Source organism: Micrococcus porci, assembly GCF_020097155.1.
In the GTDB taxonomy this organism is placed as follows: domain Bacteria; phylum Actinomycetota; class Actinomycetes; order Actinomycetales; family Micrococcaceae; genus Micrococcus; species Micrococcus porci.
In genome coordinates, this window is sequence record NZ_CP083691.1 from 1,279,471 (window position 1) to 1,303,451 (window position 23,981).

21 protein-coding genes are annotated in these 23,981 nt (G+C 73.4%); 12 read left to right on the plus strand and 9 right to left on the minus strand.

Annotated elements, in window-relative coordinates; genetic code table 11:
• Positions 1–87: 87 nt before the first annotated feature.
• The 4 genes from KW076_RS06215 to KW076_RS06230 are packed head-to-tail and all read right to left on the minus strand — an operon-like array spanning position 88 to position 4,277.
• On the minus strand, positions 88–1,260 hold the full coding sequence (locus KW076_RS06215; protein WP_224356702.1) for a cysteine desulfurase family protein: 1,173 nt from the start codon (positions 1,258–1,260) through the stop codon (positions 88–90).
• The gene (gene nadC / locus KW076_RS06220) at positions 1,257–2,177 is read right to left on the minus strand and encodes a carboxylating nicotinate-nucleotide diphosphorylase (protein WP_224356703.1); all 921 of its coding nucleotides are present in this window, start codon (positions 2,175–2,177) and stop codon (positions 1,257–1,259) included. Before nadC ends, KW076_RS06215 begins: the two co-directional genes overlap by 4 nt.
• A complete protein-coding gene (gene nadA, locus KW076_RS06225; RefSeq protein ID WP_224356704.1) occupies positions 2,174–3,514 on the minus strand; it encodes a quinolinate synthase NadA in 1,341 nt (446 codons plus the stop codon). The genes nadC and nadA overlap by 4 nt, the downstream gene beginning before the upstream one ends.
• Positions 3,515–3,542: 28 nt before the next feature.
• Positions 3,543–4,277 (minus strand): NUDIX hydrolase, encoded by a 735-nt coding sequence (locus KW076_RS06230; protein ID WP_224356705.1) that lies wholly within the window; start codon positions 4,275–4,277, stop codon positions 3,543–3,545.
• A 128-nt stretch (positions 4,278–4,405) separates the two neighbouring features.
• Between KW076_RS06230 and KW076_RS06235 the strand changes: the two genes are divergently transcribed.
• Positions 4,406–5,239 (plus strand): alpha/beta fold hydrolase, encoded by an 834-nt coding sequence (locus tag KW076_RS06235; RefSeq protein ID WP_224356706.1) that lies wholly within the window; start codon positions 4,406–4,408, stop codon positions 5,237–5,239.
• Between the two features lie 28 nt (positions 5,240–5,267).
• Here the strand turns inward: KW076_RS06235 and KW076_RS06240 are convergent, their stop codons facing one another.
• The 3 genes from KW076_RS06240 to KW076_RS06250 all read right to left on the minus strand — a co-directional run bounded on the left by KW076_RS06240 (position 5,268) and on the right by KW076_RS06250 (position 8,286).
• A complete protein-coding gene (locus KW076_RS06240; RefSeq protein WP_224356707.1) occupies positions 5,268–6,698 on the minus strand; it encodes an MFS transporter in 1,431 nt (476 codons plus the stop codon).
• Entirely contained in the window at positions 6,695–7,618 is a 924-nt protein-coding gene (locus KW076_RS06245) for a DUF808 domain-containing protein (protein WP_224356708.1), read from the minus strand. Before KW076_RS06245 ends, KW076_RS06240 begins: the two co-directional genes overlap by 4 nt.
• A 149-nt stretch (positions 7,619–7,767) precedes the next feature.
• Positions 7,768–8,286, minus strand: a complete 519-nt coding sequence (locus tag KW076_RS06250) for a ferritin (RefSeq protein WP_224356709.1) — start codon at positions 8,284–8,286, stop codon at positions 7,768–7,770.
• A gap of 121 nt (positions 8,287–8,407) precedes the next feature.
• Here KW076_RS06250 and KW076_RS06255 point away from each other — a divergent pair, with 121 nt between their 5' ends.
• Positions 8,408–8,917, plus strand: coding sequence for a PACE efflux transporter (locus tag KW076_RS06255; protein WP_224356710.1), 510 nt, complete (start codon positions 8,408–8,410; stop codon positions 8,915–8,917).
• Here KW076_RS06255 and KW076_RS06260 read toward each other — a convergent pair.
• The gene (locus KW076_RS06260) at positions 8,895–9,806 is read right to left on the minus strand and encodes a patatin-like phospholipase family protein (RefSeq protein WP_224356711.1); all 912 of its coding nucleotides are present in this window, start codon (positions 9,804–9,806) and stop codon (positions 8,895–8,897) included. The two genes, KW076_RS06255 and KW076_RS06260, sit on opposite strands and share 23 nt — an antisense overlap.
• Before the next feature lie 86 nt (positions 9,807–9,892).
• Between KW076_RS06260 and tpx the strand changes: the two genes are divergently transcribed.
• Positions 9,893–10,393: a thiol peroxidase gene (gene tpx, locus KW076_RS06265; protein ID WP_224356712.1), complete on the plus strand. Its 501-nt coding sequence runs from the start codon at positions 9,893–9,895 to the stop codon at positions 10,391–10,393.
• A gap of 180 nt (positions 10,394–10,573) precedes the next feature.
• On the plus strand, positions 10,574–11,716 hold the full coding sequence (locus tag KW076_RS06270) for a S1C family serine protease (protein ID WP_224356713.1): 1,143 nt from the start codon (positions 10,574–10,576) through the stop codon (positions 11,714–11,716).
• A gap of 25 nt (positions 11,717–11,741) precedes the next feature.
• Here KW076_RS06270 and KW076_RS06275 read toward each other — a convergent pair whose 3' ends face one another.
• On the minus strand, positions 11,742–12,524 hold the full coding sequence (locus KW076_RS06275) for a ZIP family metal transporter (protein WP_224356714.1): 783 nt from the start codon (positions 12,522–12,524) through the stop codon (positions 11,742–11,744).
• A gap of 83 nt (positions 12,525–12,607) precedes the next feature.
• On the opposite strand from KW076_RS06275, the gene KW076_RS06280 reads away from it, so the two are divergent.
• The 8 genes from KW076_RS06280 to fdxA all read left to right on the plus strand — a co-directional run bounded on the left by KW076_RS06280 (position 12,608) and on the right by fdxA (position 23,979).
• On the plus strand, positions 12,608–14,119 hold the full coding sequence (locus KW076_RS06280; RefSeq protein ID WP_224356715.1) for a phytoene desaturase family protein: 1,512 nt from the start codon (positions 12,608–12,610) through the stop codon (positions 14,117–14,119).
• A 189-nt stretch (positions 14,120–14,308) separates the two neighbouring features.
• Positions 14,309–16,210 (plus strand): ABC transporter family substrate-binding protein, encoded by a 1,902-nt coding sequence (locus KW076_RS06285; RefSeq protein WP_224356716.1) that lies wholly within the window; start codon positions 14,309–14,311, stop codon positions 16,208–16,210.
• Positions 16,211–16,356: 146 nt separating this feature from the next.
• Positions 16,357–17,877, plus strand: a complete 1,521-nt coding sequence (locus KW076_RS06290) for an ABC transporter permease (RefSeq protein WP_224356717.1) — start codon at positions 16,357–16,359, stop codon at positions 17,875–17,877.
• Positions 17,877–19,127 (plus strand): ABC transporter permease, encoded by a 1,251-nt coding sequence (locus tag KW076_RS06295; RefSeq protein WP_434084364.1) that lies wholly within the window; start codon positions 17,877–17,879, stop codon positions 19,125–19,127. The genes KW076_RS06290 and KW076_RS06295 overlap by 1 nt, the downstream gene beginning before the upstream one ends.
• Positions 19,124–20,995 (plus strand): ABC transporter ATP-binding protein, encoded by a 1,872-nt coding sequence (locus KW076_RS06300; RefSeq protein WP_224356719.1) that lies wholly within the window; start codon positions 19,124–19,126, stop codon positions 20,993–20,995. Before KW076_RS06295 ends, KW076_RS06300 begins: the two co-directional genes overlap by 4 nt.
• Before the next feature lie 182 nt (positions 20,996–21,177).
• Positions 21,178–23,088, plus strand: a complete 1,911-nt coding sequence (gene typA, locus KW076_RS06305; protein WP_224356720.1) for a translational GTPase TypA — start codon at positions 21,178–21,180, stop codon at positions 23,086–23,088.
• Entirely contained in the window at positions 23,069–23,656 is a 588-nt protein-coding gene (locus KW076_RS06310; protein WP_224356721.1) for a hypothetical protein, read from the plus strand. Before typA ends, KW076_RS06310 begins: the two co-directional genes overlap by 20 nt.
• Entirely contained in the window at positions 23,653–23,979 is a 327-nt protein-coding gene (gene fdxA, locus KW076_RS06315) for a ferredoxin (RefSeq protein ID WP_135029672.1), read from the plus strand. The genes KW076_RS06310 and fdxA overlap by 4 nt, the downstream gene beginning before the upstream one ends.
• The last annotated feature ends 2 nt before the right edge of the window (positions 23,980–23,981 follow it).

Sequence of the window (23,981 nt, forward strand, 5' to 3'; positions counted from 1 at the left end):
CGAGGGACATGTGGCGTCGGGCTGACCCCCGGGTGAACTTCCGACGCCGGCCCCCGGCGGCATCGGGGTCGACCGGCCCGGGGCCGCTCAGCGCAGGGCGGTGACCGTCCGGACGGCGTCGACGATCGCGTCCGCGGCGGCGTCGAGCAGCGGGGCGTCGGCGTCCGGGCCGAACGTGCAGCGCAGGGCCGTGCGGGCCTCGTCCTCGCTGAGGCCCAGCGCGAGCAGGGCCGGGGACGGCTCGGCGTCGTGGGCCGAGCACGCGGATCCCGCCGAGGCCAGCACGCCCCGGCGGGCCGCCTCCTCCAGCACCGACTCGCCGTTCACGCCGGGCAGCACGAACGAGGCGTGACGCGGCAGCCGCCGCGCGGGATGGCCGGTCAGCCGCGCGTCGGGCACGAGCTCCCGGACGCCGTCGAGCACGCGCGCCGCGAACCGGTCCCGCAGCCCCGACCACGCGTCCGCGGCCGCGGCGCGTTCCGCCTCGGCCTCCTCGAAGGCGGCCGCGAACCCGGCCGCGCCGGCCACGTTCTGCGTCCCGGACCGCCGACCCCGCTCCTGGCCGCCACCGGGCACGAGCGGTTCCAGGGCGTGACCCGGGCGCACCCACAGTGCGCCGACCCCCTTGGGCCCGCCGACCTTGTGCCCGGACAGCGCCACGAGATCCGCCCCGAGGGCGCGCACGTCCACCGGGATCTGCCCCGCGGCCTGTACCGCGTCCACGTGCAGCGGCACGCCCGCCTCCCGGGCGACGGCGGCCAGCTCGGCCACCGGCTGCACCGTGCCCACCTCGTTGTGGGCCAGGTGCACGCTGACCAGCGCGGTGTCCGGGCGCAGGCGGGCGGCGAGGTCGTCCGCCGAGGTCAGGCCGTCACGGTCCAGCGCGAGGTGCTCGACCTCGACGCCGTGCAGCCGGGCCAGCTGGTCACAGGACTGCCGCACCGCGCTGTGCTCGATCCCCGTGGTCAGCACGTGGCCCGCCGGGCGGCCGGCGAGGATCCGGGCGCGCACCGTGCCGAGCACGGCGAGCGCGTCGGCCTCCGTGCCGCCCGAGGTGAACACGATCTGCCCGGCCCGGGCGCCGATCGCGCGGGCCACCCGCGCGCGGGCGTCCTCGAGCAGGGCCGCCGCCGCCCGGCCGGCCTCGTGCGCCGAGGACGGGTTGCCGTAGACGCCCGTGAGCGCGGGCCACATCGCCTCCAGCGCGCTGCGCCGGACGGGCGCGGTGGCCGCGTGGTCCAGGTCCAGGATGGTGCTCATCGGCGCGGCGAGACCTCCTCGACCACGGCGTCCAGGCCCAGGTCCAGGGACCGGACGGTATGGGTCAGCGCCCCCACCGAGATCACGTCCACGCCCGTGGCCGCGATCGCCCCGATCGTCTCGAGGCTCACCCCGCCGGAGGCTTCGACGACGGCGCGGCCCGCCACGAGCTCGACGCCGGCCCGCAGCTCGGCCGGCGAGAAGTTGTCCAGCATGATCGTGCCGACCCCGGCGGCGAGCACCGCCGGGATCTGCTCGAGCCGGTCGACCTCCACCTCCACGTGGGTGGTGTGCGGCAGGCGGGCCATCCCGGCGCGCAGGGCCGCGGTGAGGGCCTCGCCCGGGTCGCCGGCGCCGCCGAACCCCAGCGCGGCCAGGTGGTTGTCCTTCAGCATCACGGCATCCGAGAGGCTGGAGCGGTGGTTGTGCCCGCCGCCGTCCCGCACCGCCTGCCGCTCGAGCACGCGCAGACCCGGGGTGGTCTTGCGGGTGTCCACCACCCGTGCGTGCCCGCCGCCGGCGCGCACGGCGGCCACGTGGGCGGCCGTCGTCGTGGCGATCCCGGACAGCCGCTGGACGAGGTTCAGCGCCACGCGTTCGGCCCGCAGCACCGAGCGGGCGGGGCCCGCGACCTCGGCGACGACGGCGCCGGGGGACAGGTCGGCGCCGTCGGCCAGGTGCAGGGTGACGGACACGGCCGGGTCGACGAGCCGGAAGGCGGCCTCGAGGGCGTTCGTGCCGGAGAGCACCCCGGCCTCGCGGGCCACCACGCGCGCGGTGATCCGGGCCTGCTCCGGGACGAATGCCTCCGAGGAGACGTCGCCCCAGGGCGCGTCCTCGGCGAGCGCCGCGGCCACGATCCGCTCCACGTCCGGCTGCGGGGCCGGCGTCGCCGGGGCGCGGTCGGCCGGGGTCACGTCCCGGCCCCGGCGGACTGCGCGGCGGACTGCGCGGCGGACTGCTTCGGCGCGACGGCCAGCATCCGCTCGAGCGCGGTGCGGGCCGGGTCGGCCACGGACACGGGCACGGTGATCCGGTTGACCACGCGGCCGGCCACGAGCTCCTCGAGCACCCAGGCGAGGTAGCCGGGGTGGATGCGGTACATCGTGGAGCACGGGCAGATCACGGGATCGAGGCAGAAGATCGTGTGCTCGGGGTGCTGGGCGGCCAGGCGCTGCACGAGGTTGATCTCGGTGCCGATCGCGAAGGTCGAGCCGGCCGGCGCCGCCTGGATGGCCTTGACGATGAAGTCCGTGGACCCGGAGGAGTCCGCGGCCTCCACCACGGGCAGCGGGCACTCGGGGTGCACGATCACCTGGACGTCCGGGTGCTCGGCGCGGGCCTGCTCGATCTGCGCCACGGTGAAGCGGCGGTGCACCGAGCAGAAGCCGTGCCACAGCAGGACCTTCGCCTCCCGCAGGGCGTCCTCGGAGTTCCCGCCCAGCGGCAGGCGGGGGTTCCACGTCGGCATCTGCTCGAGTGGGATCCCCCGGGCGCGGCCCGTGTTCCGGCCCAGGTGCTGGTCCGGGAAGAACAGGACGCGCTGGGCACGCTCGAACGCCCAGTCCAGCACGGCCGAGGCGTTGGAGGACGTGCACACGATGCCGCCGCGCTCGCCGACGAAGCCCTTGAGGGCCGCGGAGGAGTTCATGTAGGTCACGGGCAGCAGGGGCATGCGCCCGTCGTCGTCCGGCTCGGTGCCGTAGACCGCCTCGAGCTGCTCCCACGCGTCCTCGACCGAGTCCAGGTCGGCCATGTCCGCCATGGAGCAGCCGGCGGCGAGGTTGGGCAGGATGACGGCCTGGTCCGGGGTGGAGAGCAGGTCCGCGGTCTCCGCCATGAAGTGCACGCCGCAGAACACGATCGCCTCCGCCGCGGGCCGGCCCTGGGAGGCCCGCGCGAGCTGGAAGGAGTCGCCCACGAAGTCGGCGTGCTGGACGACCTCGTCGCGCTGGTAGAAGTGGCCCAGCACGACGACGCGTTCGCCTAGCGTCTGCCGCGCCGCGCTGATCCGGGCGTGGAGCTCCTCGTCCGAGGCCCGCTGGTACTCCTCGGGGATGCGGCCCTGCACGGGGGCGTCGGCCGGGACGGCGTCGTCCTGCGATGCGCCGGGGCCGTAGGCGGGCAGGCCGGCGTCGAACGCCCAGGGGCCGCGGGTCAGGTCGGGGGAGCACGAGGAGCCGCGCGCGGCGTCCTTGTCGATCAGGGTCAGGGTGCGGGCCACCGAGGCGGTGGTCCCGGTCGGGGTGGTCATGGGTGACTCCTGGGTCGGGGCTGGTGGGTCAGCGGCTGGCGTCCGGCCCGGCGGGATTGGGGTCGGTCCCGGGCCCGGCAGGCCGGTAGCGGTAGAGCTTGGGCGGGCGGTGCGGGGTGCCGTCGCGGACCTCGCCGGTCTCCTCGAGGGTTCCGGCCGCGAGGGTGGCGCGGCGGAAGTTGGCGGCGTCGAGGCCGCGGCCGAGGACGGCCTCGTGCACGGCGCGCAGCTCGGCGAGGGTGAAGGAGGGCCCCAGCAGCGCGTGCCCGACGCCGGCTCGCGGCAGGTCCGCGCGCAGGCGCGCCACGGCCGCCGCCAGGATCTGGGCGTGGTCGAACGCCAGCGCGGGCGGTGCGTCGGCCCGGTGCCAGCGCACGTGGACCCCGATGGGCAGCCCTGCCACGTCCGGGTCCGGGCGGGACGCCGGGGCGGCGCCGTCGTCGTCCAGGGTGGGGCTGAGCGCCCAGTGGGCCACCGTGAGGACGCGTCCGGTGGGGGAGCGGTCCACGGCGCCGAACGCCGCCAGCTGCTCGAGGCGACGGACGGGGCCGGGCACGCACTCGGCGGCCACGCGTGCGGCGACGTCGGCCAGCTCCTCGTCCGCGCCGAGCCACGCGCCCGGCAGCGCCCACCGGTCCAGGAACGGCTCGCGCATCCGCGGGACGAGGGCGACGCAGAGGCGGGGCACGCCGTGCGCATCCGGGCGCACGCCGAAGACGGCCGTGGACACGGCGACGCTGACGCGGGCCTCAGCGACCGGCATGGGACCTCCCGGGGCGGACTGGCAGGACTGTTCTGGTCAGTATGACACTTTTCCCGCCCATCTCAGAGGGTCGAGTAGACTGTAAGGCGGGGGAGGTGCCGACGTGGTCCCGCGCTAGCCTGAGTCGGGTGAACACGACCGCCGCCTCCGCCCCGTCCGACGCCCCCCTGGCCTCCACCCGCATCGGGGAGGGCTCGCGCCGCGTCGCGTTCCTGCACGGGCTCATGGGCCGCGGCCGCAACTTCACCGGCGTGGCCACCGCGCTCGCGGACGACTTCACGGTGGAGCTGATCGACCTCCCGGACCACGGGCAGTCGCCGTGGACCGACGCCGTCGACTACCAGGACATGGCGGACCGCGTGGCGGACCACCTCCGCGCTGGCCTCGCCGCCGACGGCCCGGTCCACCTGCTCGGCCACTCGATGGGCGGCAAGGTTGCGATGGTCCTCGCCCTGCGCCACCCCGAGCTCGTGGAGCGCCTCGTCGTCGTGGACATCTCCCCGCGCATGTCGCCCTCGGCCACGGGGGAGTTCGTCCACCTGCTCGGGACGATGCTGCGCATGGACCTCGCCTCCTACACGTCCCGCGCCGAGGCGGACGCGGCCATGGCCGAGCACGTGCACGACGCGCGGGTCCGCGGCTTCCTGCTGCAGAACCTGCGCCGCGAGGACGGCCACTTCGCGTGGCAGCCGAACGTGCGGATGCTCTTCGAGCACCTCGACGAGATCGGCGCGTTCCCCGACCCGGTGGTCCCCGAGGACCCGGACCGTGTCTTCGACCGCCCGGTGCTGTGGCTCGGCGGCGCCGACTCGGACTACATCCGAGACGGGGACGCGCCGGAGATGAAGGCGCTGTTCCCGCGCGTCGTGCGGGTGACGGTGCGGGGCGCCTCCCACTGGGTCCACGCGGACCAGCCGGAGGCGTTCGTCTCCGCGGTGCGCACCTTCCTCACGGCGGACTGAGCCGGGCCGCCGGCGGCGGGCCGTCCCGTCAGCGTCCGCCCTGGCGCGCACGGCGACGCTGGTCCGCCACGGCCACGGCGAGCGCCGCGGCGATGGACACCGCGATCAGGCCCAGGGCCGCCATGAACCCGCGGTCGGGACCGCCCGTGCCCGCCACGCCCAGGTAGACGCCCACGATCACGGCGGAGCCGACGGAGGTGCCCACCCGCTGCCCGGTCTGCAGGATCCCGCCCGCCGTCCCGGACTGCGGCCGGGGGACCTCCGCCAGGCTGAGGGTCTGGTTGGGGGAGACGGTGAGGCCCTGGCCCATGCCGAACAGTCCCAGGGTGGCCAGCAGCCACCAGGGGCTCAGGCCGAACGCCTGATGGGCGGCGACCACGCCGATCGAGCCGACCACGGCCGCCAGCACGAGGCTCACGCCCACGACCACCAGGCGGCGCCCGGCCCGCAGCACCAGGCGCCCCGCCACGGTGGCCATGACGGACGAGCACACGGCGGAGGGCAGGCCCACCAGGGCCGCCTGCAGCGCCCCGTAGCCCAGCCCGTTCTGCATGAACATGGCCACCACGATGAACAGGCTCGTGGAGCCGGTGAAGTAGACCCCGATCATCAGCGCGCCGTTGCGGAACCCCGGCAGGCCGAACAGGGACAGGTCCACCATCGGTGCCCGGCCGCGGGCGCGGTAGCCGCGCTCCCAGACCGCCCAGCCGGCGGCGAGGGCCGCGCCGAGCGGGAGCAGGGCGAAGCGCCACGGGCCCAGCCCCCGGTCCAGGAAGGGGAGCATCACGGCCACGAGCGCGGACGCCAGCAGTGCCACGCCCACGGGGTCGAAGTCGCGGCGGCCGGCCGGCGCGGGGGACTCCTCCGGCAGCCAGCCTCGGGCGATCAGCACCGCGGCCAGGGCGATGGGCACGTTCACGAGGAAGGTGGCGCGCCAGCCGAGGTCCCCTCCGAGCACGGCGATCAGGCCGCCCGCCAGCAGGGGCCCGGCCGCCACGGAGACCCCCACCGTGGAGCCCAGCGCACCGAACGCCCGAGCCCGGGCCTGCCCCTCGAACTCGGCCTGGATGAATCCGCTGACCTGCGGGTTGAGGAGGCCGGCCCCGACTCCCATGAGCACGCGGGCCAGCACCAGCAGGAGACCGGAGGGGGCCAGGCCGGACAGCAGCGCCCCGAGGCCGAAGCCCAGCACGCCGATCCGGAACAGGCGCGCCCGCCCCAGCAGGTCCCCGGCCCGCCCGGCCGGCACCAGCACCATGCCGAAGGCCAGGGTGTACCCGGAGATGGACCACTGCAGCTCGGCGTCGGAGGCGCCCAGGCCGCGTTGCAGCGAGGGCAGGGCCACGTTGATGCTGGACACCGCCAGCAGGGACATGAAGACCGGGACGAGCAGCACCGCGAGGACGCGGCGCTGCCGTGCGGTGAACACGCCTCCCGACGTCCCCGCGGAAGGGTTCATGTGCGCAGCCGACGCACGAGACCCACGACCGCGACGACGAGCGAGCCCCAGACCAGGCCCCAGATCGCGGAGGTGAGGGTCTCCACCAGCCAGGCGATGACGGATCCGGCGCCCTCGACCGCGTGGACGATGGTGTGCTGCAGCTCGTAGAGCCACGGCAGGCCGAGCGTGGCGAGCTCCATCAGCACGATGTGGCCGCCGACCCACAGCATGGCGACGGTGCCGATCACGGAGATGACGCCCATGACCACGGGCATGGCCTTGACCAGGCCGAGGCCGAACCTGCGCGCGCCGGAGGTGTGCGCGTTCTCGTGCATGTGCAGGCCGACGTCGTCCATCTTCACGATCAGCGCCACCGCGCCGTACACGGCCACGGTGATGACCACCGCGACGATGGCGAGGATGGCCGCCTTCATCCAGAAGCCCTGGTCCGAGACCTCGTTCATGGAGATCACCATGATCTCGAGGGAGAGGATGAAGTCCGTGGTGATGGCGCCGCGCACCACCTTGTCCTCCGCCTCGGGGCCCTGCTCCACGGCCGGCGTGTCCTCCTGCGGCTCGTGGTGGCCCGTGAGCTTGTGCCACACCTTCTCGGCGCCCTCGAAGGACAGGTAGGTGCCGCCCGCGAGCAGCAGCCACGGCAGGGCCCACGGGGCCAGCCAGTCCAGCAGCAGCAGGCCCGGCAGGATGAAGACGAGCTTGTTGCGCAGCGACCCCCGGACGATCCGCAGGATCATCGGGAGCTCACGCTGCGCCGCCGCGCCCTCCATGTACTGCGGCGTGACCGCGGCGTCGTCGACCACCACGCCGGCGGCCTTCGCGGACGCCTTCGCCGCACCGGCGGCGACGTCGTCGACGCTCGCGGCGGCCAGGCGCGCCAGGGCGGCGACGTCGTCGAGCAGAGCGACCAGACCGCTCATTCTTCCTCCTGTGAGGTGGGACGGGACGACGCGCGGGCGTCGGCGCACGCGGCGCGGGGTCAGCCTACCGACTGCCGCGGACCGGCACGCCCCCGGCCCGGACCCTCAGGACGGGACCGGGCCGGAGCGGACCGCGGGGGAGCGAGTGGTCAGCCCGCGTTCTCGGTGGTCTCCACCGGCCGGGCGCCGAGGGCCGAGTCGATGCGGAGCAGGCCGGAGCCGTCCTCGCCCACCAGCTTCAGCTGGCCCACGATCTCGCCGACGGTGGCCTCCTCCTCGATCTGCTCCTCGAGGAACCAGTTCAGCAGCGGCCGGGAGGAGAGGTCCCCGGCGGCCTCGGCCGCGCGGTAGAGCTCCCGGATGGCCTCGGAGACCTTCCGCTCATGGGCGAGGGCGGCCTCGAAGATCTGCACGGGGGTGATGTGCTCCGGCACGTCGGGGGCGGGGATCGCGCCGATCACGGCGCTCGCCTCGCGGTCCACCACGTGGTCGATGAACTTGTTGGCGTGCACGATCTCCTCGTCGGCCTGGTGCCGCAACCACGCGGCCATGCCGGAGAGGTCCTGCATGTCCGCGGCGATCGCCAGCTGGCGGTACACCATGGACGCCTCGAACTCGAGGGTGATCTGCTCGTTGAACTTCCGCGTCAGGTCCTTGTCGATGCTCATGCCCCCGGACCCTAGCCGCGCCCCGCCGCGGATGTCAGCCCCCGCATCCCGCCCGACCTGCCGCACGTTGGTAGGGTGGCGGCCGCCCACGTCCGCCTCCCCTCCGCGAAGGAGCCCTCCCATGACCCCGCCCCACGACGACGCCCCCCGCGGGCCCGGCGGACGCCGCGCCCTGGTCGGGCGCCGGGTCTTCCGCTCGCCCCTGCGGCGGCGGATCGTCTTCGCGGTGGTCTTCGAGCTGCTGGCGATCCTGTTCACCACCCTCATCCTGCGGGCCGTCGGGAACGAGGGGGCGGCCTCGTTCGCCGTGGCCGTGGTGTCGTCGACGGTCGCGCTGATCTGGAACGTCGTCTACAACTCGCTGTTCGAGCGGCTCGAGCGGGCGCTGGGCGTGCATGGCCGCCCCTGGTGGGCGCGGGTGGGGCACACCGTCGGCTTCGAGGGCGGCCTGGTGCTGTTCCTGGTGCCGGCCGTCGCTCTGCTGCTGGGAGTGACCCTCTGGGAGGCGTTCCTGATCGAGCTGGGCCTGATCGTGTTCTTCCTCGTCTACAACGCGGTGTACACCTATCTGTTCGACGCGGTGTTCGGGCTGCCCGACTCCGCCGGCGTCACAGCCCCAGGAACTCCTTGATGGCCGGCATCTCGCGCCGGGCCTGGGCCAGGCCCAGCTCATGGGCGGCCGCCAGCTTGGCCACGGAGCGCTCGCCGTTGGAGACGGGCATGACCTCCGGGACGAAGAGGTAGGCGGTGCCCTCGCGCTCCATCTCGAACAGGCGCTCGCGGGTGGCGTTGTACCGCTGCCACCGCGTCACCAGGGCCTCCGCGACGGCCGGGTAGCGGCGGAACGCGCGCTGATAGAAGGCGGGGAACCGCTCGGGCCGCTTCACGTACGAGCGCTCGCGGGTCATCACCACGAGCAGCTTCGCGAGGCCGGCCTCCTCGGCGGCGGTCACGGGGATGCCGCCGTCGACGCCGAGGGCCCCGTCCACGTAGACCGTGTCCTCCAGGTGCACCGGGGGCATGAGGATCGGCATGGTGGATGAGGCGCGCACCCGCACCATCAGGTCCTGCAGCGTGGTCATGTCCTCCCGGCCCCACCAGCGGGTCTCGCCGGTGACGGCGTCGAACCCGGCCAGGGCCAGGCGCGCGGGGTTCGCCCGGTAGGCGGCGAAGTCGTAGGGCAGGTCCGCCTCGGGCAGGCCCGCGTGCTCGTAGATGTACTCGGCGTTGAACATGCCCTTGCCGCGCAGGAAGGTGCGCCAGTTGCCGAACCTGGGGTCGTCGGCGAAGTCCACGAACGCCTGGCGGGCGCGCAGCGGGTCGCGGGCCAGGTAGTTGACGGCGTTGGACGAGCCGGCGGAGATCCCCGCCACGAAGTCCACGTGCACCCCGGCGCGCAGCAGCTCCGCCACCACGGCGGAGGTGTGGGAGGCGCGCATGCCGCCGCCCTCGAACAGCAGCGCCGTGTCCGTGACGTTGGAGGTCAGCGCCTCCGCCGTGTGGTCCTGCTGCTCCGCCATTCCGTCCCCCGTTCGCCGTGCGCCGTGCGCCGAGACCCGGCGGCGATCGCGTGCGCCGGGCCTGGCCACATCCTAGGCTGGACCCCATGGCCACCACGCATTTCAAGGGCACGTCCGTGCACACCGTCGGCGAGCTGCCGGAGGTGGGCTCCGCCGCCCCGGAGTTCACCCTCACCGGCTCGGACCTGAGCTCCGTGACCCTCGCGGACCTGAAGGGCCGCACGGTCGTGCTGAACATCTTCCCGTCGCTGGACACCGGCGTGTGCGCCGCCTCGGTGCGCCGCTTCAACCAGGAGGCCGCCGGCCTCGAGGACACCACCGTCCTGGCCGTCTCCGCGGACCTGCCGTTCGCGGCGGGGCGCTTCTGCTCGGCCGAGGGCATCGAGAACGTCGTCACCGGCTCCGTGTTCCGCTCGGACTTCGGCACCGCCTACGGCGCGGAGCTCGCCGATGGACCCATGCGGGGCCTCCTGGCGCGCGCCGTCGTCGTCGTGGACGCTGAGGGGACGGTGGCCTACACCGAGCTCGTCCCGGAGATCACCACCGAGCCGGACTACGAGGCCGCCCTCGCCGTCGTCCGCGGCTGACGCATGACCGCTGCACCGCCCCCCGGGGGTGACCCGTACGGCCCGCCTCCCCGCGGGCCGTATGCGTCCGCGCCCCCGGCTCAGCCGCACGGCGCCCCGCCGCCCCACGTCGGCGCGCCCTACGGGGCCGCGCCCCCGGGCTGGCCCGGGCCCGCTCCGCGTCGACGATCACCCCTGAGCGTGGCCATTGCCGTCTTCGGCGTGCTCGGAGCCGTCGTGCTGGCGGTGGGGCTGACCCTCCTGGCCGGCGGCCGGCTGATCGCCGCGGTCGGCGCGGGCTCGTCCTCGTCGGCCGCCGCCCCCTCCGGGCCGCAGGTGACGACGCGGAGCCTGGACGCCCTGGCCGCGAGCCTGGACCACGCGCACGCCGGGATCGCCGTGCCGGCCGCGGACGCCCCGCCCGCAGACGGCTCGCTCGACCCGGGGGAGCGGGTGCGTCGCGCGCCGGGGGTGCTGCTCGTGGAGACCCGCCTGGAGGCCATGCAGGGCACGGGCACCGGCATGGTGCTCACCTCGGACGGCCTGGCCCTGACCAACTACCACGTCGTGGAGGACTCCACGGCGGTGTCCGTGGTCGTCGCCGACACCGGCGCACGCCACGCGGCCACGGTGCTGGGACGGGACGCGAAGAACGACGTCGCGGTGCTCCAGATCGACGGCGTGTCCGGGCTGACGACGACGTCGGTCTCCCGCGACCCCGTGCGGCCGGGGGAGGCCGTGGCCGCCGTCGGCAACGGCGGGGGGCAGGGCTACCTGACCTCGGTCGGGGGCGAGGTGCTGCGCGTGGACCAGTCGATCCTGGCCGCCACCGAGGGCACGGACGACTTCGAGCGCCTCACGGGCCTGATCCAGACGGACGCGGACGTCGTGCCCGGCTACTCGGGTGGGCCCCTGGTGGACGGGGAGGGCCAGGTCGTGGGGGTCACCGTGGCCGCGAGCGAGGGCCGGACGGCCGCGCAGGTGGACGGCTACGCCATCCCGCTCTCCACCGCGTTCGACGTGGTGGCGCAGGTCCTCTCCGGTGAGGAGACGGACTCTGTGAGCATCGGCGCGGACGGCTCGCTCGGGATCTCCGTGGCCGGCTCGCGGGACGGCGTGGAGGTGCTCTCCGTGGACCGCGGCTCGGCGGGGGAGGAGCTCGGGCTGCGCCCGGGGGACGTCATCACCGCCATCGACGGGCGCACGCTGGACGGCAACGCCACCGCGATGTCGCGGCTCGTGAACGACCACGAGGTGGGCGACCGCCTGTCGGTGCAGTGGCGCACCGCCGACGGCGAGGCCCGGCAGGGCGAGGCCGTCCTCCAGAAGGCTCGCCACAACTGAGCCGCCCGCTCGGGCGGGCGTCCGCTCAGGCCAGCAGCGAGAGGGACCCGAGCATCGCGGCCGCGCCCGCGGCGGCCCCGGCCAGGGCCGTCGGGACGCCGCCGCAGCGGACGGCCCCGGGCAGCAGTGCCGCCAGGGACAGTGCGGCCATGACGCCGGTGACGGCGCCGTAGACCCCGCCGAGCACGGCGTCCGTGAGGAGGGGACGGAGCAGCCAGTAGCCGAGCAGCGCGCCGGCCGGCTCGAGGATCCCGGCCGTCGCGGCCCACAGGAAGCCGGTGCGCGCGGAGCCCGTGGCCCGGCGCACCGGCACGGAGACCGCGATGCCCTCGGGCACGTTGTGCACCGCCATCGCCACGGCCAGGGCCAGTCCCACCGCCGAATCCTCGAGGGCTCCGGCGAAGGTCACGAACCCCTCCGGCAGGTTGTGCGCGCCGATCGCGAGCGCGGTGGCCACGCCGAGCCGGCCCACCCGGGCCTCACGGGCGGCGGAGGCCGAGGAGCCGGACGGGGTCGCGGCCTCGGGCAGCAGGCGGTCGATCAGCAGATACGCCAGGGCCCCGCCGCCCACGGCGGCGCCGGCCGCGAGGACGCCGGGTCCGTCGCCGACCGCTGTTGCCAGCCCGCGCGCCGCGGCGGGGCCCATCTCCACTGCGCCGACGGTGAGCATCACACCCGCCGCCAGGCCGAGCGCCGCCGCCAGGGCGCGGTCGGAGACCGGGCGGCCCAGGGCGCCGAGCGCGCCGCCCACGATCGTGGCGGCCCCGGCGAGGGAGGTCAGCGCCACGGCGGTCCAGAACGGTTCCACGGGCTCCTCTCCCTGCAGCGTGTCCGACGATGTGCGTCCACCATGGTGGCAGAGCCGCAGCCCCTCGACCGCCAGGAGAGCCCATGCCCCGCGACGCAGCCCCGATCGACGCCCCGGCCGCCCGCGACCGTGGCTTCGCCCTGCCGCAGGGGGCGGAGCCGGGGCGGGCCGTCGTCGTCGGTGCCGGGCCCAACGGGCTGACCGCCGCCGCGCTGCTCGCCCGGGAGGGCTGGGAGGTGGACGTCTACGAGCGACACCACGCCCCCGGCGGGGCCAGCGCCTCCGCACCCCTGCTCGGCCGGGGCACCGTCGTGGACCTGGGCGCGGCCGGGCACCCGTTCGGCGTGGTGAGCCCCGTGTTCCGGGAGCTGGACCTGACCGGTCACGGCCTGCGCTGGGTCCACCCGGAGTTTCCCATGGGCCACCCTCTGCCGGACGGCCCGGCCGCCGTCCTCCACAGGGACCTCGACGCCACCGCCGAGGGGCTGGGCGTGGACGGGCGGGCCTGGCGCGCCCTGCACGCGCCCCTCGTGCGGGATGCGGACCGCCTCGCGGCGGACGTCCTCGGACCCCTGCTGCGACCCTGGCCGCACCCCGTGTCGATGGCCCGGCTGGGCCTGCGCGCCCCGTGGCCGGCCGGCTGGGTGAACCGCGCGGTGTTCCGCACGGAGCAGGCCCGCGCGCTGTACACGGGCGCTGCGGCGCACGCGATCCTCCCGCCCGGCCGGCCGCTCACCAGCGCGTTCGGCGCGCTGTTCGGGGCGCTCGGCATGTCCTCGGGCTGGCCGGTGGCGGCGGGCGGCTCGCAGTCCATCGTCGACGCCCTGCTCGCCGTGCTCCGGGCGCACGGCGGCCGCCTGCACCTCGACCACGAGGTGACGGACCTCCGGGAGCTGCCGGCCGCGGACGCCGTCGTCCTGGACCTGACCCCGCGGCAGGTGGCGGCGCTGGCCGGGACCGACCTGCCGCCCGCCTACGCGCGGTCCCTGCGCCGCTGGCGACACGGCTCGGCGGTCTCCAAGGTGGACTTCCTGCTGGACGGGCCCGTCCCGTGGACGGACGTGCGCCTGGCCGGGGCCGGCACCGTGCACCTGGGCGGGAACGCCGCGCAGCTCCAGCACGCCGAGGCCGAGGCCGTCGCCGGGCGCATGCCGGAGCATCCGTTCGTCATGCTCTGCCAGCAGCAGGCCGCGGACCCCTCGCGGGCCGTCGGCCCCTCCGCCGGGCGGACGGTGGTCTGGTCCTACGCCCACGTGCCGTTCGGCTGGGACGGGGACGTGCGACCGCTCGTCGAGGAGCAGGTGGAGCGCTTCGCCCCCGGGTTCCGGGATCGCATCGTGCACGCCGTGGCCACCCGGCCTGCGGACCTCGAGGCGTGGAACCCGAACCTGGTGGGGGGCGACATCGCGGGCGGCTCCATGGGCGGCCTCCAGCTGCTGCTGCGCCCGACGGCGTCGCCCCGCCCGCACCGGGCGGGCCGCCCCGGCCTCTACCTGGCCTCCGCTGCCACCCCGCCGGGCGGGGGAGTGCACGGGATGGCGGGCGCCTGGGCGGTGCGCACCCTGCTGCGCGACCGTGCCCGGGCCGCCTTCTGACCCCGCTGACGCGGCCCCGCCACGGACGGAGCCCGTTCACTGCGAGGTCGCTTCCCGTTCACAGGTGATTGCCGTTACAGTATGTCCCATCTCACGTGGTGGTCGTCACTCGTCCGCCGCGGAGGCGGATCGGTCGGTCACTCGCCCGCCGGTCCTCCTAGCACCTTCTGATGAACGGAAGACCCTTCCATGAAGCACACGAAGCTCTCCGCTGCGGCGGCCCTCGCCTTCGGCTCCGCCCTCGTCCTCTCCGCCTGCGCGCCGGCCGGCCCGGCCGCGTCCGGCTCCTCGTCCAACGGCGGCGGCTCCTCCGCCGCGTCCGGCTCCTCCGCCGCGTCCGGCTCCGACGCCGCCGGCGGCGTCACCACCGGCGAGAAGGGCGAGAAGCTCACCGCCCCCGCCGACGGCCCTGGCATGGCCGACCTGGGCGACGTTAAGACCGAGGAAGGCTCCGTGGCCTACTCCGTGGGCAAGGACGACTTCCTCTCCTACAACGGCGTGCAGGCCAACACGTACTCCACGTACAACTCCGCCATCGTGGACCGCCTGTTCTCCGGGTTCTACTACTTCGGCACGGACGGCACCATCGTCCGCAACGAGGAGTTCGGCACGTTCGAGAAGATCTCGGACGACCCGCTCAAGGTCAAGTACACGATCAACGAGGACGCCACCTGGTCCGACGGCACCCCCGTCACCGCCGCGGACTTCATCGTGCAGTGGGCCGCGGACAACCCCAACATCGTGGACGAGTCCGGCAAGGCCGACCCGAAGACCGGCCAGAAGCCGCAGCTCTTCGAGTCCATCACCTCCGAACCGGGCAAGTACATCCCGGAGGCTCCGGAGGGCGACCCCAAGGGCAAGGAGTTCACGGTCACCTACGCCGAGCCCTACGCCGACTGGGAGATCCTCATCACCACCGCCCTCCCGGCGCACGTGATCGCCAAGGGCGCGGACATGTCCCTCGACGACCTGGTCGCGGCCGCCAAGGCCAAGGACTCCACCAAGCTCGTGCCCGCCGCCAAGTTCTGGAACAACGGCTGGGACTTCAACCCGGGCGAGCTCCCGTCCGCGGACATGATCCCCTCCATGGGCCCGTACAAGATCAAGGACGGCGGCTGGGTCGCCGGCCAGTCGATCACCCTCGAGGCCAACGACAAGTACTGGGGCACCCCGGCAGCCACCAAGAACCTGGTCATCAAGTTCGCCGCCCCCGAGACCCACGTCCAGGCGCTGCAGAACAAGGAGCTCGACGTCATCGAGCCGCAGGCCACCGTGGACACCGTGTCCCAGCTCGAGGGCCTGGGCGACTCGGTCAACATCCAGAAGGGCGACCAGCTGACCTGGGAGCACCTCGACTTCAACCGCGGCACCGGCTCGACCTTCGCCGACAGCAAGGAGCTGCGCGAGGCGTTCGCCCTCTGCGTGCCCCGCCAGCAGATCGTGGACAACCTGGTCAAGCCGATCAACCCGGACGCCACGGTCATGAACGCCCGCGAGGTCTTCCCCTTCCAGGACAACTACCAGGAGGTCGTGGACGCGGCCTACCCGAAGGAGATGGACCAGCCGAACATCGAGAAAGCCAAGGAGCTCGTCGCCAAGTCCGGCGTCTCCAAGCCGACCGTGCGCCTGGGCTACCAGGCCGGCAACCAGCGCCGCGCCGAGACCGTGAAGCTGATCAAGGCCTCGTGCGACCAGGCGGGCTTCGACGTCCAGGACGCGAACTCCAACGTGTTCTTCAAGGAGGTCATGCCGACCGGCGACTACGACGTCGCGCTCTACGCGTGGTCCGGCTCCGGCCAGAAGGCCTCCGGCGCCAACATCTACCAGTCGGACGGCGAGCAGAACCAGCAGTCCTACTCCAACAAGACCGTGGACGAGGCGTGGGACAAGCTCGCCGGCTCCCTGGACGAGAAGGAGCAGCTGGAGCAGGTCAAGGTCATCGAGAAGGCGCTCTGGGAGGACTTCCAGGCCATCCCGCTGTACGCCCACCCGGGCGTCGTGGCCCACCAGGCCGACCTGGCCAACGTGCGCGACACCGTCGCGCAGCAGGGCGCGCTGTGGAACGTCGAGCAGTGGAAGCGTGTGAGCTGACGCTCCCCTGACACCGCCCGGGGTCGTTCCCCCCGGGCGCCGCACGACCATCGACCTGGGCCCGGCCGCCAGTGGCCGGGCCCAGGCATGTGGAACGGCGGAGCCACCCCCACCTCCCCCACGAGCACGGAAGGCCACCCCCTGTTGTGCTGAAATTCATCCTGAGACGCCTGGGCAGCTCCGCGCTGGTCCTCTTCGGCGCGTCCATCCTCCTGTACGTCCTGACCGTCAACTCCGGCGACCCCCTGAAGGACCTGCGCGAGTCGCAGGCCAGCAACCGCGAGCAGCTGATGCAGGCCCGCATCGACTACATGGGGCTGGACGACCCCTGGTACGAGCGGTACTGGAACTGGCTCACCGGCGTCGTCAAGTACCTGATCGGCGCCGGCACTCTGGGCACCGACCGCTCCGGCGTGCAGGTGGAGAGCCTGCTCGGCAACGCGGCCGCCTCCACGCTGCGCCTCGTGGTGCTGGCCACCGTGCTCGCGATCGTCATCGGCGTGGCCATCGGCATCATCACCGCCATCCGCCAGTACTCGGGTCTCGACTACGCGGTGACCTTCCTGATCTTCCTGTTCTTCTCCCTGCCCGTGTTCTGGGCCGCCGTGCTCCTGAAGGAGTACCTGGCGATCGGGTTCAACAACTGGATCGCCCGCCCCACCATGGACTGGCCGCTCGTCATCGGACTCGCGGTGGTTCTGGGGCTGGCCCTGCAGGCGGCCATGGGCGGCCGCCTCGTCCGCCGTCTCCTGACCTTCGCGGCCACCGTCGCCGTGATCGTGCTCGGCGGCTACCTGCTCTTCGCCCTAGACATGTGGCGCAACCCGCGCATGGGCCCGCTCGTGCAGCTGCTGATCGGCCTGGCCGTCGCCGTGGGCGGCACCGCACTGGTCGCCGGCCTGAAGAACCGCTCCGTGCTCAAGGCCGCCCTGGCCACCGTGGCCGTGGGCGTCGTCGCCTACTACGCCACGTACGGCGTGCTGATGCAGAGCCCCTCCGGCTGGCTCATCGCCGGCCTCGGCGTCATCGCGGTGCTGGTGGGCGTGCTCGCCGGCCGTCTGCTCGGCGGCTTCTCGAAGGGGTCCGCGGTGTCCGTCTCCGTGGTGACCGCCCTGGTCATGGGCCTGTCCATCTTGGCCGAGCACATGATGAACTACTGGCCGCAGCTGCTGAAGGCCAAGCCCCGTCCGATCGCCACGATCGGCGCGGAGACCCCCAACCTCACCGGTCACTTCTGGGTGCTGTTCCTGGACAAGGGCACGCAGCTGCTGCTGCCCACGGTGCTGCTGACGATCATCTCCGTCGCCACCTACTCCCGGTACACGCGCTCCTCGATGCTCGAGGTCTCGCGTCAGGACTACATCCGCACCGCACGGGCCAAGGGCCTGGGGGAGCGCCAGGTGATCCTGAAGCACGCGTTCCGCAACTCGCTGATCCCGATCACCACGATCATGGCCTTCGACTTCGCCGGCCTGATCGGCGGCGCCGTCATCACCGAGAGCGTGTTCGGCTGGAAGGGCATGGGCGAGCTGTTCCGCACCGGCCTGGACCAGGTCGACCCCGCGCCCGTGATGGCGTTCTTCCTGGTGACCGGCACGGCTGCCGTCCTGATGAACCTGGTGGCGGACATCCTGTATGCCGTCCTCGACCCCCGGATCCGAGTGTGATGACCATGAGCCACTCCGCACAGCAGAACCCCCGGAGCACCTCACCGGCCGTCGTCGACCTCGCCGAGGCCGAGGACCTGAAGCTCCAGCAGAAGACCGGCAAGTCCTATTCGCAGGGCGCCCTGATCCGCATGCGCTTCTTCCGCCACAAGGCGGCCATGGTCTCCCTGGTCGTCCTGGCCTTCATCGCCCTCATGGCGTTCACCTCGATCGGCTTCGCCGGCATCCCCGGTTGGTGGGACGAGTCCTACTCGGCCGCGTCCACCGTCGTGGACGGCGGGCGGCCCACCCTGTCCGTCGTGCCCCAGTTCCTGGGCGGCGAGGGCCTGCGCTGGGGTGCACACCCCTTCGGGCAGACCTCCACCGGCACGGACTTCTTCGCCCTGGTGATGCGCGGCACCCAGCAGTCGCTGATCATCGCGTTCATCGTGGGCCTGATCTCCACGGCCATCGGCGCGCTGGTCGGCGCGGCCTCCGCCTACTTCGGCGGCTGGGTCGACTCCGTGCTCATGCGCCTGACCGACCTGATCATCGTGATCCCGCTGCTCGTCCTGGCGGCGGTGCTGGGCAAGATGGCGGGCGGCCTGCAGCTCGGCATCCTGCCGCTGGCCTTCGTGCTCGGCATCGTCTCCTGGACCTCCCTGGCCCGCCTGGTGCGCGGCGAGATCCTCTCCCTCCGGGAGAAGGAGTTCGTGGCCGCCGCCGTGGCCATGGGCGCCAAGCCCGGCCGCATCATCGGCAAGCACCTGCTGCCCAACACCATCGGCGTGATCGTGGTGAACGCGACCTTCGCCATCGCCGGCGCCGTGCTGCTGGAGACCTCGCTCTCCTACCTGGGCTTCGGCGTGAAGTCCCCGGACTCCTCGCTGGGCCTGCTCATCAGCGACTACCAGACCGCGTTCACCACGCGCCCCTGGCTGTTCTGGTGGCCGGGCATGACCATCCTCGCGATCGCCCTGTCCGTGAACTTCCTCGGCGACGGCCTGCGTGACGCGTTCGATCCGCGCCAGTCCGGCTCGGGGCGTCGCAAGCGCGGCCTGTTCAGCCGCCGCGCGGCGGTCACCGAGGCCACGCCGACGACGGCGGGCGGCCTGCAGGCCTCCCCGGCGTCCGCTCCGGCCGGCCACGCGGACGTCGTAACCGACTCCCGCGGCCTGGACGCCCCCGCCGCCTGGACCGTCACGGACGCCGACGGCACCTCCCGCCCCGCCGGGGACGACGTCGACACCACGGAAGGGGACGCCCGATGAGCTCGAAGGCATTCGATCCCAAGGACTCCGGAACCACCGAGACCTCCGCCGAGGACCTGCGGGCCCGGGCGGAGACCCTGCCGGGCTCGTCCGGCGAGGCGCCCCAGGGCGTCGTGACCACCGCCACCGGCTCCCTCAAGGTGCCCGGGCCGGCGACCACCACGATGGGCGTCGTCGAGCACCACGACGACCTCGGCGGCGAGCCCGTGCTCGCCTTCCAGGACGTGGCCGTGCGCTTCGCCACCGAGTTCGGCTCGGTGCACGCCGTGAAGGGTGTGACGTTCGACGTCAAGCCCGGCGAGGTCGTCGCCCTGGTGGGCGAGTCGGGCTCCGGCAAGTCCGTGACCAGCTCCACGGCCATGGGTCTGCTGCCGCCGTCGGCGGACATCACCGGCTCGGTGAAGCTCGGCGGGCGCGAGGTCCTCACCATGACCGACTCCCAGCTGCGGTCCATCCGCGGCCAGGACGTCGCCATGGTGTTCCAGGAGCCCATGACCGCCCTCAACCCTGTGCTCACCGTGGGCGACCAGCTCACGGAGGCCCTGCAGCTGCACGGCCTGGCGTTCGGCACCGAGGCGACCAAGCGGGCGGTCGAGCTGCTCACCATGGTGGGCATCCCGGACGCGGCCGACCGCCTCAAGCAGTACCCGCACCAGTTCTCCGGCGGCCAGCGCCAGCGCATCGTGATCGCGATGGCGATCAGCTGCTCCCCGCGCGTGATCATCGCGGACGAGCCGACCACCGCCCTGGACGTGACCGTCCAGGCGGAGATCCTCGAGCTGCTGCGCTCCCTCAAGGACAAGATGAACACCGGCATCCTGCTCATCACCCACAACATGGGCGTGGTGGCGGACATGGCGGACCGCGTCTGCGTGATGCTCCACGGCGAGCTCGTGGAGTCCGGCACGGTGCAGCAGGTGCTCCAGCGTCCGCAGCACCCGTACACCCAGCGCCTGCTGGCCGCGGTGCCGCGCCTCGGGGAGGCGCTCGAGACCGCGGAGCCGGAGCCCGTCACCTCCACGCAGACGGCCGTGAAGTACGCGATCGAGGCCGAGGACCTCTGCATCGAGTACGACCACCGCGGCAAGAAGAACCGCGTGGTCCACGACGTCAGCTTCCAGGTGGCCCCGGGCGAGATCCTCGGCCTGGTGGGCGAGTCCGGCTCGGGCAAGTCCACGATCGCCAAGGCCGTGCTCGGCCTGCTCCCGGTGGCCTCCGGCGCCCTGCGTCTGCAGGGCGAGGACCTGGCCACCATGAAGGCGGCCGAGCAGCGGGCGCTGCGCAGGAAGATCGGCGTGGTGTTCCAGGACCCGGCGGCCTCGCTGGATCCCCGGTTCCCGATCGGGGACGTCATCACCGAGCCGATGGTCATCCACGGGGTGGGGGACCGGCGCTCGCGCCTGGCCCGCGCCGAGGAGCTCCTCGACGCCGTGCGCCTGCCGCGCGACGTGGTGAACCGCTACCCGCACGAGCTCTCCGGCGGCCAGCGGCAGCGCGTGTCCATCGCGCGCGCGCTGACCCTGGACCCCGAGGTCCTGATCGCGGACGAGCCCACCTCCGCCCTGGACGTGTCCGTCCAGGCGGCGGTGCTGGAGATGTTCGCCGAGCTGCAGACCCGGTACGAGTTCGCGTGCCTCTTCGTGTCCCACGACCTCGCCGTGGTGGACATGCTGGCCCACAAGGTGCTGGTGCTCAAGGACGGCCGCCAGGTCGAGCAGGGCCCCACGGGCCGCGTGCTGCACCACCCGCAGGCGGAGTACACCCAGCGCCTGCTGGCGGCCGCGCCCGTCCCGGATCCGGACCAGCAGGCCGAGCGCCGCCGGGAGCGCCGGCGCCTGCTGGCCTCCTTCGGCGAGTCGGCGTACTGACCCGCGGTCCCGCGGAGCACGACGGCGGCCCCCACCTCACGGTGGGGGCCGCCGTCGTCGCCGGGGGGGAGGGCCGCGGCCCGCTCGGGGCGCGCCGTGGGGGTGTCCGCGGCGCGTATGATCATCCGGGGCCGCCCGTGTGCCGTGCCCGCACCCCTCTTCTCAGACCGGACAGGACTTCCATGACCTCGACCGACACCCGCCGCTCCGACCTGCGCAACGTGGCCATCGTTGCCCACGTGGACCACGGCAAGACCACCCTGGTGGACGCCATGCTCCGGCAGACCGGCGCCTTCAACACCCACGGGGACGTCGCCGAGCGCGTCATGGACTCGGGCGACCTCGAGAAGGAGAAGGGCATCACGATCCTCGCCAAGAACACCACGGTGTTCTACTCGGGCCCCTCGGCCCCCGAGGGCGAGACCGTGACCATCAACGTCATCGACACCCCCGGCCACGCCGACTTCGGCGGCGAGGTCGAGCGCGGCCTGTCCATGGTGGACGGCGTCGTCCTGCTGGTGGACGCCTCCGAGGGCCCGCTGCCGCAGACCCGCTTCGTGCTCCGCAAGGCCCTCGCCGCCAAGCTGCCGGTGGTGCTCGTGGTCAACAAGACCGACCGCCCGGACGCCCGCATCGACGGCGTCGTCTCCGACTCCATGGACCTGCTGCTGGGCCTGGCCTCCGACCTGGCCGAGGAGGACCCGGAGCTGGACCTGGACTCCGTCCTGGACGTGCCCGTGGTGTACGCCTCCGGCAAGGCCGGCCGCGCCTCCCGCGAGCAGCCGGGCGACGGCGCCCTTCCGGACTCCGAGGACCTCGAGCCCCTGTTCAACGTGATCATGGAGCACATCCCCGCCCCGGTGTACGACGAGTCCGAGGTCCTGCAGGCCCACGTGACCAACCTCGACGCCTCCCCGTTCCTGGGCCGCCTCGCCCTCGTGCGCATCGTCAACGGCACCCTCAAGAAGGGCCAGACCGTGGCCTGGGCCCGCCAGGACGGTCAGCTCAAGTCGGTGAAGATCACCGAGCTGCTCGCCACCAAGGGCCTCGAGCGCGTCCCGGCCGACGAGGCGGGCGCCGGCGAGATCGTCGCCGTCGCCGGCATCGAGGACATCATGATCGGGGAGACCCTCACCGACCTCGAGGACCCGAAGCCGCTGCCGCTGATCACCGTGGACGATCCCGCGATCTCCATGACCGTGGGCATCAACACCTCCCCGCTGGCCGGCCGCGTCAAGGGCGCCAAGGTCACCGCCCGCCAGGTGAAGGACCGCCTGGACAAGGAGCTCATCGGCAACGTGTCCCTCAAGGTGCTTCCCACCGAGCGCCCGGACGCGTGGGAGGTCCAGGGCCGCGGCGAGCTCGCGCTGGCCATCCTGGTCGAGCAGATGCGCCGCGAGGGCTTCGAGCTGACCGTGGGCAAGCCCCAGGTGGTCACCAAGCAGATCGACGGCAAGCTGCACGAGCCGATGGAGCGCATGACCATCGACATCCCCGAGGAGTTCATGGGCGCCGTCACGCAGCTCATGGCCGCCCGCAAGGGCCGCATGCAGGAGATGTCCAACCACGGCACCGGCTGGATCCGCATGGAGTTCCTGGTGCCGGCCCGCGGCCTGATCGGCTTCCGCACCCGCTTCCTCACGGACACCCGCGGCGCCGGCATCGCCTCGTCCGAGGCCGCCGGCTACGAGCCGTGGACCGGCGACATCGAGTACCGCACCAACGGCTCCCTGGTGGCGGATCGCGCGGGCACCGCCACGCCGTTCGCCATGATCAACCTGCAGGAGCGCGGCACGTTCTTCATCCAGCCGGGCGCCGAGGTGTACGAGGGCATGATCGTGGGCGAGAACGCGCGGGCGGACGACATGGACGTGAACATCACCAAGGAGAAGAAGCTCACCAACATGCGTGCCGCCTCCTCCGAGTCCTTCGAGGGCCTGACCCCGCCCCGCACCCTGACCCTCGAGGAGTCCCTCGAGTTCGCCCGGGAGGACGAGTGCGTGGAGATCACCCCCGAGGACATCCGCATCCGCAAGGTGGTCCTGGACGCGAACGAGCGCCTCAAGGCGGCCCGTGCCCGCGCCCGCGCCTGAGCCGCGCCACGGCGCGCACCCCACGACGGCGGCGCCCGTCCCCTCCGCGGGGGGCGGCGCCGCCGTCGCGGCACGCAGGGGACGACGCCGGCCGGCCTGGCGGGACGTGCTGCCCGGCCTGGCGCTCGGCGTCGGGACGGGCGCGCTGGGCACCGCCACGCACCTGAGCCTGCTGCCCGTCGGCTCCTGGCTGCTCCCGTGGGGGCTGGTGCTCGCGCTCGTGCTGGTCGGCTCCACGCAGCGCTGGTGGATGCGCCGCGCCGCGGCCGCCGGGGGACGCCCGGTGCGGGCGGGCGCCGCCGTCGTGCTGGCCGCGTTCACCATGGCCTCCGCGCTGCGCTGGCTGCCGGCCACGGACCGGCTGGACCTGCCCTGGACCGCGGGCGTCGCGCAGGCCATGCCCGTGGCGTTCGCGGCCTCGGTCGGCTGGACGCTGGGCCTGCCGGTGCTCGGCGTCGTCCTGCTGTGGCTGGGCGCCCGTGCCGGCGAGGGACGGGCGGCCGGAGAGAGTACCCTGGAGCGAACCCCGAACCCCGTGCCTGCCAGGAAGGTGGACGGTCAGCCATGACCTATGTGATCGCGTTGCCGTGTGTGGACGTCAAGGACAAGGCGTGCATCGACGAGTGCCCCGTGGACTGCATCTACGAGGGCGAGCGCTCCCTCTACATCCACCCGGACGAGTGCGTCGACTGCGGCGCCTGCGAGCCGGTGTGCCCGGTGGAGGCCATCTACTACGAGGACGACGTCCCCGAGGAGTGGGCCGACTACTACAAGGCCAACGTCGAGTTCTTCGACGACCTCGGCTCCCCGGGCGGCGCGGCCAAGCTCGGCCAGATCGCCAAGGACCACCCGCTGATCTCCGCGCTGCCCCCGCAGGGCGAGGGCGCCTGAGC

What these genes read in the sequence shown, in the direction of transcription:
- KW076_RS06280 (WP_224356715.1), top strand. Translation starts at nt 12,608, where the DNA reads ATGCCCCGCGACGCAGCCCCGATCGACGCCCCGGCCGCCCGCGACCGT.
- KW076_RS06240 (WP_224356707.1), bottom strand. Translation starts at nt 6,698, where the DNA reads ATGAACCCTTCCGCGGGGACGTCGGGAGGCGTGTTCACCGCACGGCAG.
- KW076_RS06250 (WP_224356709.1), bottom strand. Translation starts at nt 8,286, where the DNA reads ATGAGCATCGACAAGGACCTGACGCGGAAGTTCAACGAGCAGATCACC.
- KW076_RS06255 (WP_224356710.1), top strand. Translation starts at nt 8,408, where the DNA reads ATGACCCCGCCCCACGACGACGCCCCCCGCGGGCCCGGCGGACGCCGC.
- KW076_RS06300 (WP_224356719.1), top strand. Translation starts at nt 19,124, where the DNA reads ATGAGCTCGAAGGCATTCGATCCCAAGGACTCCGGAACCACCGAGACC.
- KW076_RS06245 (WP_224356708.1), bottom strand. Translation starts at nt 7,618, where the DNA reads ATGAGCGGTCTGGTCGCTCTGCTCGACGACGTCGCCGCCCTGGCGCGC.
- KW076_RS06260 (WP_224356711.1), bottom strand. Translation starts at nt 9,806, where the DNA reads ATGGCGGAGCAGCAGGACCACACGGCGGAGGCGCTGACCTCCAACGTC.
- KW076_RS06215 (WP_224356702.1), bottom strand. Translation starts at nt 1,260, where the DNA reads ATGAGCACCATCCTGGACCTGGACCACGCGGCCACCGCGCCCGTCCGG.
- nadA (WP_224356704.1), bottom strand. Translation starts at nt 3,514, where the DNA reads ATGACCACCCCGACCGGGACCACCGCCTCGGTGGCCCGCACCCTGACC.
- typA (WP_224356720.1), top strand. Translation starts at nt 21,178, where the DNA reads ATGACCTCGACCGACACCCGCCGCTCCGACCTGCGCAACGTGGCCATC.
- KW076_RS06285 (WP_224356716.1), top strand. Translation starts at nt 14,309, where the DNA reads ATGAAGCACACGAAGCTCTCCGCTGCGGCGGCCCTCGCCTTCGGCTCC.
- tpx (WP_224356712.1), top strand. Translation starts at nt 9,893, where the DNA reads ATGGCCACCACGCATTTCAAGGGCACGTCCGTGCACACCGTCGGCGAG.
- KW076_RS06295 (WP_434084364.1), top strand. Translation starts at nt 17,877, where the DNA reads ATGACCATGAGCCACTCCGCACAGCAGAACCCCCGGAGCACCTCACCG.
- fdxA (WP_135029672.1), top strand. Translation starts at nt 23,653, where the DNA reads ATGACCTATGTGATCGCGTTGCCGTGTGTGGACGTCAAGGACAAGGCG.
- KW076_RS06230 (WP_224356705.1), bottom strand. Translation starts at nt 4,277, where the DNA reads ATGCCGGTCGCTGAGGCCCGCGTCAGCGTCGCCGTGTCCACGGCCGTC.